Source organism: Frankia sp. BMG5.23, assembly GCF_000685765.2.
GTDB classification, from domain to species: Bacteria; Actinomycetota; Actinomycetes; order Frankiales; family Frankiaceae; genus Frankia; species Frankia casuarinae.
Map to the genome: position 1 here is coordinate 104,375 of NZ_JDWE01000002.1, position 16,126 is coordinate 120,500.

10 protein-coding genes are annotated in these 16,126 nt (G+C 70.8%); all 10 read left to right on the forward strand.

Annotated elements, in window-relative coordinates; all coding sequences use genetic code 11:
• Positions 1 to 24: 24 nt before the first annotated feature.
• The 10 genes from trpB (at position 25) to BMG523DRAFT_RS01605 (ending at position 16,089) form a co-directional block, all read left to right on the forward strand.
• Positions 25 to 1,362: a tryptophan synthase subunit beta gene (trpB, locus tag BMG523DRAFT_RS01560; RefSeq protein ID WP_011437401.1), complete on the forward strand. Its 1,338-nt coding sequence runs from the start codon at positions 25 to 27 to the stop codon at positions 1,360 to 1,362.
• Positions 1,363 to 1,491: 129 nt separating this feature from the next.
• A complete protein-coding gene (gene trpA, locus BMG523DRAFT_RS01565; protein WP_011437400.1) occupies positions 1,492 to 2,313 on the forward strand; it encodes a tryptophan synthase subunit alpha in 822 nt (273 codons plus the stop codon).
• A 187-nt stretch (positions 2,314 to 2,500) separates the two neighbouring features.
• Positions 2,501 to 3,784, forward strand: coding sequence for a prolipoprotein diacylglyceryl transferase (gene lgt / locus BMG523DRAFT_RS01570; protein ID WP_043590173.1), 1,284 nt, complete (start codon positions 2,501 to 2,503; stop codon positions 3,782 to 3,784).
• Positions 3,785 to 4,065: 281 nt separating this feature from the next.
• Positions 4,066 to 8,622 carry a glutamate synthase large subunit gene (gene gltB / locus BMG523DRAFT_RS01575; RefSeq protein ID WP_011437398.1) on the forward strand — a complete coding sequence of 1,519 codons (4,557 nt, stop codon included), beginning with the start codon at positions 4,066 to 4,068 and terminating at the stop codon, positions 8,620 to 8,622.
• A 59-nt stretch (positions 8,623 to 8,681) separates the two neighbouring features.
• Entirely contained in the window at positions 8,682 to 10,124 is a 1,443-nt protein-coding gene (locus tag BMG523DRAFT_RS01580) for a glutamate synthase subunit beta (RefSeq protein WP_011437397.1), read from the forward strand.
• A gap of 169 nt (positions 10,125 to 10,293) precedes the next feature.
• Positions 10,294 to 10,908 (forward strand): adenylate kinase, encoded by a 615-nt coding sequence (locus tag BMG523DRAFT_RS01585; protein WP_011437396.1) that lies wholly within the window; start codon positions 10,294 to 10,296, stop codon positions 10,906 to 10,908.
• 3 nt (positions 10,909 to 10,911) lie between these two features.
• Positions 10,912 to 13,095, forward strand: a complete 2,184-nt coding sequence (locus BMG523DRAFT_RS01590) for a membrane protein (protein WP_011437395.1) — start codon at positions 10,912 to 10,914, stop codon at positions 13,093 to 13,095.
• Positions 13,096 to 13,187: 92 nt separating this feature from the next.
• Positions 13,188 to 13,643, forward strand: a complete 456-nt coding sequence (locus BMG523DRAFT_RS01595) for a tellurite resistance TerB family protein (RefSeq protein WP_011437394.1) — start codon at positions 13,188 to 13,190, stop codon at positions 13,641 to 13,643.
• Positions 13,644 to 13,719: 76 nt separating this feature from the next.
• Complete coding sequence (locus BMG523DRAFT_RS01600) at positions 13,720 to 14,571, forward strand: sulfite exporter TauE/SafE family protein (protein ID WP_011437393.1); 852 nt, start codon at positions 13,720 to 13,722, stop codon at positions 14,569 to 14,571.
• A gap of 258 nt (positions 14,572 to 14,829) precedes the next feature.
• Positions 14,830 to 16,089 carry a type IV toxin-antitoxin system AbiEi family antitoxin domain-containing protein gene (locus BMG523DRAFT_RS01605; RefSeq protein ID WP_232235051.1) on the forward strand — a complete coding sequence of 420 codons (1,260 nt, stop codon included), beginning with the start codon at positions 14,830 to 14,832 and terminating at the stop codon, positions 16,087 to 16,089.
• Positions 16,090 to 16,126: the final 37 nt, after the last annotated feature.

The following is a 16,126-nucleotide window of genomic DNA, read 5'->3' on the forward strand; positions in this document are numbered from 1 at the left end:
GGCTCGGCCCTATACAGTCGCACCGTGACCACCCGAACCGCTGCCGAGTCAGTTCGCCCCGCGGCCGCCGGAACCGGGACGCCGTCGGGCTCCGGTCCGGTCCGTCCGGACACGTCGAGCTGGCAGGCGTTCCCCGACTCTTCGGGGCACTTCGGGCGTTTCGGTGGTCGTTTCGTCCCCGAGGCCCTCATGGCGGCGCTGGACGAGCTCACCGCAGCCTACGCGGCGGCCAGGGTGGATCCCGGCTTCACCGCGGAACTGGACGGGCTGCTGGCGAGCTACGCGGGCCGGCCCACTCCGCTCACCGACGCCCACCGGCTCACCGCGCACGTTGGCGGTGCCCGCATCCTGCTCAAGCGTGAGGATCTTGCGCACACCGGTTCCCACAAGATCAATAATGTCCTCGGGCAGTGCCTGCTGACCCGGCGGATGGGCAAGACCCGGGTTATCGCCGAGACCGGAGCCGGTCAGCACGGTGTTGCCACGGCCACCGCCTGCGCCCTGCTCGGCCTGGACTGCGTCGTCTACATGGGCGAGGAGGACACCCGCCGGCAGGCCCTAAACGTCGCCCGGATGCGCCTGCTCGGCGCCGAGGTCGTTGCGGTCACCTCCGGCAGCCGAACCTTGAAGGACGCCATCAACGAGGCCATGCGCGACTGGGTGGCCACCGTTGACACGACCCATTACTGCATCGGGTCGGTGATGGGCCCGCATCCGTTCCCGATGCTGGTCCGCGACTTCCAGCGGATCATCGGGGTCGAGGCGCGCGCCCAGGTGCTCGATCGTGTCGGCCGACTGCCCGACGCCGTCGTCGCCTGCGTCGGTGGCGGCTCGAACGCGATGGGCATCTTCCACCCGTTCATCCCCGACGTCGAGGTCGCGCTGATCGGCTGCGAGGCCGGGGGGGACGGGGTCGCCACCGGTCGGCACGCCGCGGCGATCGCCGGCGGTTCCGCGGGCGTGCTGCACGGCATGCGGACGTTCCTGCTGCAGGACGAGTTCGGGCAGACCCAGGTCTCCCACTCGATCTCGGCGGGTCTGGACTACCCTGGCATCGGCCCCGAGCATGCCCTGCTGCACGAGACCGGTCGGGCGAGCTATCGGGTCGTGGACGACACCGCCGCGATGGAGGCGCTCGCGCTGGTGGCCCGTACCGAGGGCATCCTGGTCGCGATCGAGAGCGCGCACGCCTTCGCGGGTGCCCTCGACGTCGCCCGGAAGCTCGGTCCGGGCACGACTGTCGTCGTCAACTGCTCCGGTCGGGGGGACAAGGACGTCGACACCGCCGCCCGCTGGTTCGACCTCCTCGACGAGGCCGATGCCGGCGGGGGCCCCGTCGGCGGTCCGGCGCGACCGGTCTGAGGGACCCTGAGGGATCCTGTCTCGGGACCGGCAGCAACCAAGACGGGACGCACGGGACGCGTAGGACGCACAGAACGCGCAGGACAGACAGGCCATAAAGGCCCTCGGGCTCGACGGAACGGACGCACGGTGCAGAGTCGGTTGGACGCAGTGTTCGCGGCGGCCCGCGAGGAGGGGCGGTCGGTGCTGGTCGGCTATCTGCCCGCGGGATTCCCGACGGTGGACGGGGCGATCGAGGCCATGCGGGCCATGGTGGCGGCGGGAGTCGACGTTGTTGAGGTCGGCCTGCCCTACTCCGACCCCACCATGGATGGTCCGGTGATCCAGGACGCGGCGGATGCGGCCCTGCGCGGCGGGGTCACGACGCGGGACGTGATCCGCACCGTCGAGGCCGTCGCCGCGACGGGGGCCCCGGCCCTGGTCATGTCCTACTGGAACCCGATCGACCGCTACGGCGCGGCCTCGTTTGCGGCCGATCTGGCCGCCGCCGGGGGCGCCGGAGCAATCACTCCGGACCTGCCGCCCGAGGAGGCCGGGCCCTGGCTCGACGCGTGCGCCGCGCACGGCCTGGCCCCGGTGTTCCTCGTCGCTCCCAGCTCCTCGGACACCCGTCTCCGGCTGGTCGCCGGCGTCGCGCGCGGCTTCGTCTATGCCGCCTCGCTGATGGGTGTCACCGGGACCCGGGCGGCGGTCGGCGAGCGGGCGGCCGATCTGGTCGCCCGGGTGCGGGCCGCCACCGAGCTCCCGGTGGCGGTGGGGCTCGGGGTGAGCACCGCGGCGCAGGCCGCCGAGGTCGCGGGCTTCGCCGACGGTGTGATCGTCGGCTCCGCGCTGGTGAAGGTCCTGCTTGAGGCGGAACGTTCCGGAGCCGGCGCCTCAGCGGGCCTCGCCGGAATCCGTCGGCTCGCCGCGGAACTCGCCGGAGGGGTGCGCGCTCCCGTTCCGGCGTGAACTCCCGGCCGCCCCGACCCGGCCGTCACATCTGTCGCCCACATCGAGTATTGCCCACATCGAGCGCCGCATATATCACCCCGCCGCGCACCGAGCGAGACACGTGACTGTGCGACACGTGACTGTGCGACACGTGGCCGGGGCACCCCGCGCGTGATGGACGGGTCCACGGGATAGCCTGGCGACCGTGGTTCTCGCCGCTATTCCTAGCCCATCGCGTGGCGTGGTGCATCTCGGGCCGGTGCCGCTGCGTGCCTACGCCCTGATGATCATTATTGGCGTCTTCGTCGCCGTATTCGTGACGGGAAGAAGGCTGCGCGCTCGCGGCATGGATCCCATGGTGGCCAGCGAGGTCGCCTACTGGGCCGTCCCGTTCGGCATCGTCGGCGCCCGCGTCTACCACGTGGTCAGCACTCCGGCCGCCTATTTCGGCCGGGACGGCAACGTGCTGGACGTCATCAAGATCTGGAACGGCGGGCTGGGTATCTGGGGCGCCATCGCGGGCGGGGCCTTCGGCGCGTGGCTGGCGACCCGGCGCTACGGCATCAGCCTCGCCCTGTTCGGCGACGCCGCGGCGCCGGGCATCATCCTGGCCCAGGCGATCGGACGCTGGGGCAACTGGTTCAACCAGGAGCTGTACGGCAAGGCGAGCACCCTGCCCTGGGCGGTGCGCATCGACGAGAAGCACCAGATCATCCCCGGCGTGTCCACCTATCAGCCGACCTTCCTCTACGAGTGCCTGTGGAACCTGGTGGTGGCCGGGATCCTGTTGGTCGTCGATCGGCGGCACCGGCTCGGCCGCGGCAAGCTGTTCTGCCTCTACGTCGCGCTCTACACGTTCGGCCGGTTGTGGATCGAGATGCTGCGCATCGACACGGCGAACCAGATCCTCGGGCTGCGGGTCAACATCTGGACCTCGATCGTCGTCTGTCTGGGGGCGTTGCTGGCGCTGGCGGTCACCCGCAGTCCCGTGGATCCGAATCTGTCCAGGGAGGAGCAGGAGGCCCTCGGAATCGCCCGTTCCCGGCCCGCGGCGCGGTCCACGGTGACGACCGCCGCTACCGCCGACCAGCGGGCGGCCGCTCCCGATTCGGCCGGTCCCGATTCGGCCGCTCTCGATTCGGTCGGTCCCGATTCGGTCGATCCTGATCTGGGCGGTCCCGATCCGGCCGATCCTGGTTCCGCCGGGTCGGTGCCCGCCGCCGCGGTGCCCGATGCCTCCGGGTCGACCGCCACCACTGCCACTACCGCCACCACCGCCACCACTGCCACCACTGCCACCACCGCCACCACCGCCACCACCGCCACCACCGCCACCACCGCCACCACTGCCACCACTGCCACTACCGCCACCACTGCCACCACCGGCGTACCGGCTGGTTCGCAGCAGAGCCGCGGCCTGGCGACGAGATTGCCGGCGAGCGGTGGGCACACGTCGGCCGTTCCGCCGGAGGAGCCGCAGCTGCCCTGATGAGACGCCGGAGACGCCGGAGACGCCGTCTCCGGCGGGGCCCCGGGCGTCGGCTGGACCGTCGACCTTCCCCTACTTGTAGTGACCGAGGCCGGGCGGGGAGGTATGACGTCATCTGGCGGTGATCTCCTGGACATATTTGATCGCGGCGCATGAGCGGGCCGCGTGGCACACTCGGTAGAGACACGGGGCGCCGGGCCAGCGTCGCCGTGCCGTCACACCACTCGGACAGCGTTGTCCGCACCCCCTTCAGCCCCTGAAGATGGACAGGACTTCGCCGGATGCCGAGTGCGCAAGGTCTTTACGACCCCACCTTCGAACACGATGCCTGTGGCGTCGGCTTCGTCGTCGATGTACACGGCAGGCGCAGTCACGAGCTGGTCGAGCAGGGCCTGACCGTGCTGCGTAACCTCGACCACCGGGGTGCCTCGGGCAGCGACCCGGACACCGGCGACGGAGCCGGCATCCTGGTGCAGGTCCCCGACCTGTTCCTGCGTGACGTCGTCGACTTCACGCTGCCCGCCCCGGGGCGTTACGCCGTCGGGATCGCCTTCCTGCCGCAGGTCTCGGGGGAGCGGGACGAAGCCGTGCGCACCATCAGCCGCATCGTCCGCCAGGAGGGGCTGCGGGTCCTCGGCTGGCGTGAGGTGCCGGTCGTCAGCCACATCGTCGGGCACGCGGCCCACGAGGTTGAGCCGCGGATGCGGCAGCTGTTCCTCGCATTGCCCGGCAGTCTGCCCGCCGCCGGTCCGGTTGAGGGCGGCGCGGGGAACGGGTTCGACCAGGCCGACCTCGAACGTCGGGCGTTCTGCGCCCGCAAGCGGATCCGCCGGGAGACCGGCGTCTACCTGGCGTCGCTGTCGTCGCGGACCCTGGTCTACAAGGGGATGCTCACCACCCACCAGCTCTCGGCCTACTTTCCCGACCTCGACGACCCCCGGTTCACCAGTGCCATCGCGCTGGTGCACAGCCGGTTCTCCACGAACACCTTCCCGAGCTGGCCGCTGGCGCACCCGTACCGGTTCGTCGCCCACAACGGGGAGATCAACACTGTCCGCGGGAACCGGAACTGGATGCGGGCCCGCGAGGCGCTGCTCGCCAGCGACCTGATCCCCGGTGACCTCTCCCGGCTGTTCCCCGTCTGCGCGGACGGGGCGAGCGACTCGGCGAGCTTCGACGAGGTCCTGGAACTGCTGTACCTGGGCGGTCGCAGCCTGCCGCACGCGGTGCTGATGATGATCCCCGAGGCGTGGGAGAACCACACCGAGATGGACCCGGCGCTGCGCGCCTTCTACCAGTTCCACTCCACGCTGATGGAGCCGTGGGACGGCCCGGCCTCCATCGCGTTCACCGACGGGACGGTCATCGGGGCGGTGCTCGACCGTAACGGGCTGCGGCCCTCGCGGTACTGGGTCACCGACGACGGCCTGGTCGTGATGGCCTCCGAGGTGGGCGTGCTCGACATCCCGCCGCACAAGGTGGTGCAGAAAGGCCGGCTCCAGCCGGGGCGGATGTTCCTGGTGGATACCGCCGAGGGGCGCATCGTCAGCGACGAGGAGATCAAGTCCGAGCTCGCGAACGCGGCGCCGTACGCGGAGTGGTTGCACGCCGGTCTGATCGAGCTGGACGACCTGCCCGAGCGGGAGCAGCTCCTCTACGGGCACTCCTCGGTGCTGCGTCGCCAGCAGGTGTTCGGCTACACGCTGGAGGAGCTGCGCGTGCTCGTCGCGCCGATGGCGCGCACGGGCGCGGAGCCGATCGGCTCGATGGGCACCGACACGCCGGTGGCGGTGCTCTCCAGCCGTCCCCGGCTGCTGTTCGACTACTTCACCCAGTTGTTCGCGCAGGTCACCAACCCGCCGCTGGACGCGATCCGCGAGGAGTTGGTGACGAGCCTGGGCCGGGTGCTCGGCCCGGAGGGCAACCTGCTCGCGCCATCCCCGGCGTCCTGCCGGATGGTGCACCTGCCCTATCCGGTGATCAGCAGCAGCCAGCTTTCGAAGATCATCGGCATCAACGACGACGGTGACATGCCCGGCTTCGCCTCGGTGACGGTCCGTGGCCTGTATGACGTCGACGGGGGCGGCGCGGCGCTCGCCGCCCGGCTGGCGGAAATCTGCGCCGGGGTCAGCGAGGCCATCGCCGACGGTGCCCGCATCGTCGTGCTCTCCGACCGGGACTCCGACACGCGCAAGGCCCCGATCCCGTCGCTGCTGCTGACCGCCGCCGTGCACCACCACCTGATCCGGGAGCGGACCAGGACGAAGGTCGGCCTCATCGTCGAGTGCGGCGACGCCCGTGAGGTGCACCACATCGCGCTGCTCACCGGCTACGGCGCCGCGGCGGTCAACCCGTACCTGGCATTCGAGTCGATCGACAGCCTCATCGCCGAGGGCGAGATCGTCGGGGTGTCCCGGGAGCAGGCCGAGAAGAACATGATCAAGGCGCTCGGCAAGGGCGTGCTGAAGGTGATGTCCAAGATGGGCATCTCGACGGTGGCGAGCTACACCGGTGCCCAGGTCTTCGAGGCGATCGGGCTGTCCCAGGAACTGATCGACGCCTATTTCGCGGGTACCCCGTCGCGCCTCGACGGCATCGGACTCGACGTCATCGCGGCGGAGGTGGCAGCGCGGCACCGGCGGGCCTACCCGCCGATCGCCTCCGAGCACGCGCACCGCACGCTGGAGGTCGGCGGCGAGTACCAGTGGCGCCGCGAGGGTGAGCTGCACCTGTTCAACCCGGAGACCGTCTTCCTGCTCCAGCACGCCACCCGCACCCGGCAGTACGAGACCTTCCAGAAGTACACCGCCCGGGTCGACGGTCTGTCCCGGGAGAACGCGACGCTGCGGGGTCTGTTCGAGCTGCGTACCGGGGTGCGCACGCCGGTGCCGATCGAGGAGGTCGAGCCGGCCTCGGAGATCGTCAAGCGGTTCGCGACCGGTGCCATGTCCTACGGCTCGATCAGCGCCGAGGCGCACGAGACGCTGGCTATCGCCATGAACCGGCTCGGCGGGAAGTCGAACACCGGCGAGGGCGGCGAGGACGCGGAGCGGTTCACGCCGGACGCGAACGGGGACCTGCGCCGCTCCGCGGTCAAGCAGGTCGCCAGCGGCCGGTTCGGGGTGACCAGCGAGTACCTCGCCAACGCCGACGACATCCAGATCAAGATGGCCCAGGGGGCGAAGCCCGGGGAGGGGGGGCAGCTTCCTGGCCACAAGGTCTACCCGTGGATCGCGAAGACGCGGCACTCGACGCCCGGTGTCGGGCTCATCTCCCCGCCGCCGCACCATGACATCTACTCGATCGAGGACCTCGCCCAGCTCATCCACGACCTGAAGAACGCCAATCCCAAGGCCCGGGTGCACGTCAAGCTGGTCGCCGAGGTCGGCGTCGGCACGGTCGCCGCCGGGGTCTCCAAGGCGCACGCCGATGTGGTGCTGATCTCCGGGCACGACGGCGGGACGGGCGCCTCGCCGCTGACCTCGCTGAAGCACGCGGGTGCCCCCTGGGAGCTGGGGCTGGCCGAGACCCAGCAGACGCTGCTGCTCAACGGCCTGCGCGACCGCATCGTCGTGCAGGTCGACGGGCAGCTGAAGACCGGCCGCGACGTCATCGTCGGGGCGCTGCTGGGGGCCGAGGAGTTCGGTTTCGCCACCGCCCCGCTGGTGGTTGCCGGCTGCGTGATGATGCGCGTCTGCCATCTCGACACCTGTCCGGTCGGTGTGGCGACCCAGAACCCGGAACTGCGCAGGCGGTTCACCGGCAGGCCCGAGTTCGTCGAGGCCTTCTTCACCTTCATCGCCGAGGAGGTGCGCACCTACCTCGCCGCGCTGGGCTTCCGCAGCCTGCAGGAGGCGGTCGGCCGGGTCGACCTGCTCGACGCCCGCGCCGCCGTCGACCACTGGAAGGCCTCCGGCCTCGACATCACCCCGTTGCTGCACACCCCGGAGCGGCCCTTCGGCGGCTCGCTGAACTGCACGTCCAGCCAGGACCACGGGTTGGACAAGGCGCTGGACAACTCGCTGATCCAGCTGTGCGAGGGAGCGCTCGACGACGGCCGGCCGGTCTGGCTGGAGATGCCGATCCGCAACGTCAACCGGACCGTGGGCACCATGCTCGGCTACGAGGTGACGAAGCGCTTCGGCGCGGCGGGGCTGCCCGACGACACGATCCAGCTGCGGTTCACCGGCTCCGCGGGGCAGAGCTTCGGCGCCTTCGCGCCCCGCGGCATGACACTGACCCTCGAGGGCGACGCGAATGACTACGCCGGCAAGGGCCTGTCCGGCGGCAAGATCTTCGTCTTCCCGCCGAAGGAGTCCCCGCTGCGGGCCGAGGAGAACATCGTCGCCGGTAACGTCCTGCTCTACGGGGCGACGGGCGGCGAGGCGTTCTTCCGCGGAATCGTCGGCGAGCGGTTCTGCGTGCGCAACTCCGGGGCGACCGCGGTGGTCGAGGGGGTCGGCGACCACGGCTGCGAGTACATGACCGGCGGCACCGTGCTGGTGCTCGGGGCCATCGGGCGCAACTTCGCCGCGGGCATGAGCGGCGGCGTGGCCTACCTGTACGACCCGGTCGAGGCGCGGATCAACACCGAGATGGTGGACGTCGAGGCGCTGGACGACGCCGACGAGACGATCGTGCGGGACCTGCTCGTCCGGCACCGCCGGGAGACCGGTTCGACGGTGGCCGCCCGGCTTTACACCGACTGGGACACCGTGCGCGGGTCGTTCCGTAAGGTGATGCCACGGGACTACAAGCGGGTGCTGACCGCCATCCGGCAGGCGCAGGAGCAGGGGCTCGTCGCCGACGAGGTCATCATGGCGGCGGCTCGTGGCTGACCGGGCCGCCAAGCACGACCCGACCATCATCGCGATCGCACGGACCCGACAGGAGCGGCATGGCTGACCCGACCGGCTTCCTCAAGCACCGCAGGGAGCTGCCGAAGCGCCGTCCCGTGGACGTCAGGATCACCGACTGGCGCGAGGTGTACGAGTCGTTCCCCGAGGAGCATCTGCGCACGCAGGCCAGCCGGTGTATGGACTGCGGCATCCCGTTCTGTCACGAGGGCTGTCCGCTCGGGAACATCATTCCGGAATGGAACGACCTGACCCGGCGCGGCGACTGGGTGGACGCCATCGAGCGGCTGCATGCGACGAACAACTTCCCCGAGTTCACCGGGCGGCTGTGCCCGGCGCCGTGCGAGGCGGCCTGCGTGCTCGGCATCGGCGACGATCCGGTGACCATCAAGCAGATCGAGGTCAGCATCATCGACCGCGCCTGGGCCGACGGCACCGTGGTCCCGGTTCCGCCGTCGCTGCGTACCGGCAAGCGGGTGGCGGTCGTGGGCTCCGGCCCGGCCGGTCTCGCCGCCGCCCAGCAGCTCACCCGGGCCGGCCACGAGGTCGTGGTCTACGAACGGGCCGACCGGATCGGCGGCCTGCTCCGCTACGGCATCCCCGAGTTCAAGATGGAGAAGCGGGTCTTGGACCGCCGGCTCGCGCAGATGGCGGCCGAGGGCACGTCGTTCGTCACGTCCTGCAACGTCGGCCTCGACATCTCCGCGGACGAGCTGCGTTCCTCCCACGACGCGGTGGTCCTCGCCGGCGGATCGACGGTCGGCCGGGACCTGCCCGTTCCCGGCCGCCAGCTGGGTGGCGTCCAGCTGGCGATGGAGTTCCTGGTGCCCGCGAACCGGGTCGCGCAGGGGGACCTGCCCGAGTCGCCCATCTCCGCCAAGGGCAAGAACGTGGTCATCATCGGCGGCGGTGACACGGGCGCGGACTGCCTGGGCACCTCCCACCGCCAGGGCGCGCTCTCCGTGCACCAGCTCGAGATCATGCCCCGGCCGCCGGAGCTGCGGGCCCCGGCCAACCCGTGGCCGTCGTACCCGATCATCTACCGGGTCTCCAGCGCGCACGAGGAGGGCGGCGAGCGGGTCTTCGCCGTCTCCACCGAGCGCTTCCTCGGTGACGAGGACGGCAACGTGCGGGCGCTGCGCATGCACGAGGTGCGCCTCGTCGGCGGGAAGTTCGAGAAGGTCGAGGGTACCGACACCGAGCTGCCCTGCCAGCTGGTGCTGCTCGCCATGGGGTTCACCGGTCCGGAACGGTCCGGCCTGCTGACCGATCTCGGGGTGGAGCTGGACGCGCGCGGCAACGTGGCGCGCGACGCCGGGTGGGCCTCCTCGGTCCCCGGCGTGTTCGTCGCCGGGGACATGGGACGCGGGCAGTCGCTGATCGTCTGGGCGATCGCCGAGGGACGTGCCGCGGCCGCCGCCACTGACCGCTGGCTGATGGGCAGGACGGACCTGCCCGAGCCCATCACGCCGACGCGTCGCTGACCGGGAGCCGGCCAGCCCCGGCGTGCAGCCAGCCCCGGCGTGCGGCCGGAACATCGGAGCACTTTTCGGCCGAAGATTCATGTGATCTGCCTTGCTCCATGCCGGATCCGCGGCGATTGACCGGACTCGCCGACCCGCCTGGTGACCTGCGGCGGTACCGTTCAGTGCCATGAGGCTCGTGCTGCTCGGTCCACCTGGCTCCGGCAAGGGAACCCAGGGCGCTCGCATCAGCGCCCGGCACGGCATCCCCTCGATCTCGACCGGCCGGCTGTTCGACCGGCAGATTGCCGCGGGTACGCCGCTGGGCCGTCGCGCGGAGCGCTACGTCCGCGCGGGCGAGCTGGTCCCCGACGAGATCGTGCTCGACATCGTCGCCGACCGGCTCGAGAGCGGCGTCGACTGTGCGGTGGGGTTCCTGTTCGACGGGTTCCCCCGGACCTACCCCCAGGCCGAGGCGTTGGACCGGATGCTCGTGGCGACCCGCGGCCCGCTCGACGCGGTCGTCGACCTCGACGTCGACGTCGACGAGGTGCTCGACCGCATCCGGCGCCGGTCCCGCACCGAGGACCGGGTTGACGACGCGGAGGACACCGCCCGTCGCCGGTTGAAGGTCTTCGAGCAGGAGACCGCACCACTGCGCCGCTACTACCAGCGGGGTGGCCTACTGCGCACGGTGGACGGTTCCGGCAGCCCGGACGAGGTTGCGGCCCGCATCGAGGAGATGCTGGCGGACGTCGCCCATCCGGGTCTGCGGGCCCATCCGGGTCTGCCTGTCTGTCGGTAGGCCATGGGTCGCCGAGGAGGGGAGCGGGGGCGCCTCGCGCACGTCGCCCTCGTCGCCCTCGTCGTGCTCTGCTGGCTGCCGCTGGTCGTCGTCATCACCGCGTGGCGGACCGTGCTGAACCCGGCCTTCTATTCGCAGTCGCTGAACCGGGCCGACGCCTTCGACCGCGTCTACACCCAGGTACTGCCCGATCCCGCGGTCGACACGTTGCTGGCCGGCCTCCCGATCGACAGCTCCCTCGTCACCGCGAACCTGCGCACGGTGCTGCCCCCGTCGACGATCCAGGCGATGACCGACGAGCAGATCAACCGGATCGTCGCCTACCTGCGGGCCGACACGGACGACGTCGAACTCGCCGTCGATCTCCGGCCGATCTTCGACAACATCTCGGGCCTGGCCAACCGGTACGTCGCCGGTGAACTGGGCGCCGGCACCAGCTACCAGGTCACCACCGTGCAGGAGTTCACCCACGGTGTCGTCACCGCGCTCGACGACATCGCCGCCGGGCGCCCGCCGAAGTCCCTGCCCACGATCGAGCTCTCCCCGCAGGACACCGACCGCGTCCTGCCCGTGGTGCTGGACCGGGTGGACGCCGACACCCGGGCGCGCATCGAGGCTCCGCTGCGCGCCCTGCTGAGGTCGGGCAACATCGCCGGAGCGCTGGCGCTGGTCGGTCCGGAGGTCTTCCGGGGCGACGAGACGGCCATCGGCCGGCTCCAGGTGTATCTCCACGGATCCACCCTCGATCTCGGGGTCCGTCTGTCGGATCTGCGTGACCGGCCGATGATCGTCGCGATCGACCGGCTGCACGACGTCGCCGCGACCCTGGTGTGGGTCTCCCTCCTGCTCGCCCTGATCATGACGGCGGCCATGGTCAGCATCGTCGTGCTGGCCGGGCGGCGGGGGGTGTCCCGGGTCCGGGCCGCGACCGGTGCGGTGGTCCTCGCCGGCGTTGGTGCGGGGCTGCTCGGCGTCGTCCTGCGCATCGCGCTGCCGAATCCGCTGACCTCGCTGGACAGGTCGTCGTCGCCCCTGCCGCCGGGAGCCGGCGCAGTGCTGGTCGACTTCTCCTCGCGCGCCTACGGCACGCTCGAGAGCGACTTCCTGCGGATCGTGGCCTGGACGCTGGTGGCCGGCCTGGTCGGCTACGGATTGTCGCGGCTCGTCGCGGTGTCCGCCCGGTGGAACCGGACCGGCCGGCGGCGCCGGGTCGCCACGGCGTTCGCCCTCGCGGCGCCCCTGATGATCATCGTGACCTGGACGGCCTTCCCGGGCGCCGCCGCCGAGGCCCGCAAGCTCTGCAACAGCCAGCAGGCGCTGTGCGACCGGCGCTATGACCAGGTGAGCTACCTGGCCACCCACAACGCGATGGCCACCAGCGAGGACCGGTTTCTCGGGCCTGCCCAGGACCCGGCGATCACGCACCAGCTCGACCTGGGGGTGCGCGCCCTGCTGCTCGACGTGCACCACTGGACATCGCCGACCCAGGTCGACGCCTATCTGCAGACCCTGCCGCCCGCGACCCGCGACGCGCTCGCCCCGCTGACGCGAGGCGCCCGGTCGGAACGCCCCGGCACCTGGCTGTGCCATGACCTGTGCCAGCTCGGCTCCCTCGACTTCGTGGCGGAGCTGACTCGGGTCCGGGACTGGATGAACCGTAATCCCACCGAGGTCGTGACGCTGATCATCCAGGATAATGAGGTGCCGGCGAGCGAGATCGCCGGCGGCGTGGCGGCCGCGGGCCTCGCGGGGATGGTGACGACGCCGCCGGAGGATCCGCATGGCCGATGGCCGACCCTGCGCGAGATGGTCGCCTCGGGCCGACGCCTGGTGGTCTTCACCGAGCGGCAGGACCTGCCGGGCACGTTCCTGCGCAGCTTCTACCGGTATGCCGAGGACACTCCGTTCGATGCGAAGAAACCCGAGGATCTGCGAACCTGCGCCCGCAACCGGGGCGTGGACGGTGCCTCGCTGCTCCTGATGAACCACTGGCTCACCGCCGCCGCGCCCAGCCGCCGTGCCGCCCTCGGCGCGAACGCCGCCGAGACCGTGTTTACCCGGGCACAGCGTTGTCGCCAGGAGCGCGGGCGGATCCCGACGTTCGTCGCGGTCGACTTCGCCACGATCGGTGACGCGCAGGCGGCGGTGGACCGGCTCAACCGCGTTCGCGGCGGTGCCGGTTCCTGACCCTCGGCCAGCCGGTGGGAGCATGTCCGGGCGGTCATGCGTTGACCTGCGAGGAACCATCTAGTGATACGTCACCGTGCGAGGGAGCCCAGGTGCCGATCTGGAACCAGCTGCGTCAGTCCGCCCAGACGATGCAGGGCCAGCTGAACGCCAAGAAAAACGACCTGAAGAGCGGTGCCTTCCGCGATGCCAGCATGGCGATGTGCGCATTGGTCGCCGCGGCGGACGGGACCATCGACCCGGCCGAGCGGCAGCGGGTCGCCGCACTGATCATCTCCAACGACGTGCTCAACAACTTTCCCGCGGATGATCTCCAGCGTCGCTTCAACGACTATGTCGGCAAGCTGCAGGCCGATTTCGAGTTCGGCAAGGTCTCCATCCTCCAGGAGATCGGGAAGACGAAGAAGAAGCCGGCGGAGGCCAGGGCGGTCATCCAGATCGGGATCGTCATCGGCGGGGCCGATGGCAACTTCGACAAGACGGAGCAGGCCGTCGTGCGGGAGGCGTGCTTCGCGGTCGGCATCAACCCGGAGGAGTTCGACCTCTGAGCCGGACCGGCCGCACTGCGCCGAACCCGTCACCCCGTCACCCCGTCACCCTTCCTTCCATCGGCATAGAGGACACGTGGGACCAGCCGATGCCCTGCTCGCGGGCGGGGCGGGTCTGCTCGCGGGCGCGGTGAACACGATCGCGGGCGGCGGGACCCTGATCGCCTTCCCGGCGCTGCTCGCCACCGGTCTGCCGGCGCTGACCGCCAACATCACCTCATCGGTGGGGCTGGTCACCGGGTACGCCGGTGGGGCGCTGGGCTACCGCCGCGAGCTTGCCGGGCAGGCCGTCCGGCTGCGTGCCCTGGGACCGCCGGCTCTGCTCGGCGGTCTGGCCGGCGCCGTTGTGCTGCTGGCCACGCCCTCCGACAGCTTCCGGGCGCTGGTTCCGTACCTGGTGCTGGTCTCCTGTCTGCTTCTGGCGGCTCAGTCCCGGCTCGCGGCCGTGGTGGCACGCCGGAGAGCCAGCACGGCGGCGGGTGGCGGGCCGCCGGAGTCGGCGCCATCCGGGCCATCCGGTTCGCCCGCGGCCGCATTGCTGTCGCCCGCCTCCGGTTCGCTCGCCTCCGACCGGGTGACCTGGCCGACTCGGCTCGGGATCTTCGTCGCGGGAGCCTACGGATCGTATTTCGGCGCGGGGCTCGGGGTGCTGCTCCTTGGGGTGCTGGGCATTCTGCTCACCGACGACCTGCAGCGCACCAACGCGCTGAAGACGCTGCTCGCGTTCGGGGCCAACGCGGTGGGAGTGGCGGTCTTCCTGGTCACCGCGAAGGCCTCGTGGGGGTTCGCCGGCATCCTCGTGGTCGCATCCCTGCTCGGTGGGACGATCGGTGCCCGGGTGGCCCGCCGGCTACGACCGAACGTTCTACGTGGCGTGGTCATCACGCTCGGTGCGACCGTGGCGATCGCGTTGCTGATCCGTGGCTGACCAGCCGGCCGTCCGTCGAACCGGCCGTCCGTGGACTATCTTACGTTATCGGACGGTGCACGCCGTCGTTATCGTACATTCGCGCAAGCAACTCGGCCAGGTAGCGGCTACGCTTCCGAAGCCAGCTTGAGGAAATGGTTCCGGTGACAGCCGGCTGGGTTACCGCTGGGCCCTACGTTCGTCGTCCTCCTGTGAGGAGTTATCCACAGGTGGCCTGTGGCGCTGGATTACCGGGGCTACCTGATGGATTCTCGGTCCATGACGTTTTCCGCTTCGGCCTCGTCCCCGCCGACCCGTCCCGTGCGCTATCCCGGTTTCGACCCCGCGGTCCGCATCGCCGGTCGCCAGGGGGGTGCGATCACCTACCGGCAGGCGATGGCCGCTGGGTTGACCCGCGGCCAGCTGCGCCAGCTCGTCCACTCTGGCCAGTGGAGCCATCCGGTGCGCGGTGTCTTCGTCGTACCTCTCGGCCCGACGGAGCTCCCCGGCTCCGTCAACGACGTCCCGCGGCCGGGGGACCGGCGGCGCGCCGAGCATTCTGAAATCCGGGAGAAGGAATCCGCCGGACTTGTCCGTAACGACGTCGCGCGCCGACGAAGAAAGCGCCATGGTGCCATCACCGCGGGCCCCGGACACGCGGCGTCGGTCGTCGGCGGTGAAAATACAACGCCGATTCTCCCGGTCTTCTTCTCGCCATTTTCTGCACGGGTAAGGGCCGCGCTCATCGGGCGTCCCCGAGCCGTCGTCTGCGGGATCACCGCCGCCCGGCTCCACGGTTTTCCGCTCGAGGTTCCGGAAAGCTCCGCCGAACCCGTGCACCTTCTTCTTCCGGCTCGGCAGACCCGGGCCCAGCCGCGCGGGATCCGGCTGCACTTCAGCGATCTCGACGTCGACCAGCGCGTCGAGTTGGGTGGGATCCCACTCACCTCGCCGGAGCGGACGCTGGCGGATCTCGTGCTGGCCGCCCAGTCGCGTGAGGTGGCGGTCGCCCACCTGGACGCAGCCCTGCACCGCGGCCTGGTGCCGAGCCTGGCGGGGGCACGGGCGGCCGCCGAGGGGCGGCGCGGTTTCCGGCAGACGACCGACTGGTGGTCGCTGGCCGACGGCCGGGCCGAGACCCCCCTGGAGACCCGGCTGCGGCTGCTGCTGGCCGACAACGGGCTCGCGCCCGTGGAATTGCAGTGGCCGGTCATGGACGGGACCGGTCAGATCATCACCCGGCTGGATCTCGCCTGGCCGGCGCAGCGACTCGACGTGGAGGCGGACACCTTCTCGGCCACCAGCCCGCCGGCGATGATCTACCAGGACCGTCATCGCGGCAACATCCTCGCCGCGTTGCGCTGGACGGTGCTGCGCTTCAGCGTGGCCGACGTGACCTGGCATCCGGAGCGGGTCGTCTCGGCGGTGACCCGGGTCCTGGCGGCGCGGGCGGCCGAGCGGGCCGAGGCGTCCAGAGCGGTCGCTGAGGCGTCCGCCGCCGGCACAGCCGCGGTGGCTGAGCGGCTGTGGGCATCGTGAGCAGGGACACGATCCGGCGAAACGCGCGCAAGGCGTT

Excerpts from the sequence above, each read along its gene's own strand:
- BMG523DRAFT_RS01585 (WP_011437396.1), top strand. The coding sequence starts at position 10,294 with ATGAGGCTCGTGCTGCTCGGTCCACCTGGCTCCGGCAAGGGAACCCAG.
- BMG523DRAFT_RS01590 (WP_011437395.1), top strand. The coding sequence starts at position 10,912 with ATGGGTCGCCGAGGAGGGGAGCGGGGGCGCCTCGCGCACGTCGCCCTC.
- gltB (WP_011437398.1), top strand. The coding sequence starts at position 4,066 with ATGCCGAGTGCGCAAGGTCTTTACGACCCCACCTTCGAACACGATGCC.
- BMG523DRAFT_RS01580 (WP_011437397.1), top strand. The coding sequence starts at position 8,682 with ATGGCTGACCCGACCGGCTTCCTCAAGCACCGCAGGGAGCTGCCGAAG.
- BMG523DRAFT_RS01605 (WP_232235051.1), top strand. The coding sequence starts at position 14,830 with ATGACGTTTTCCGCTTCGGCCTCGTCCCCGCCGACCCGTCCCGTGCGC.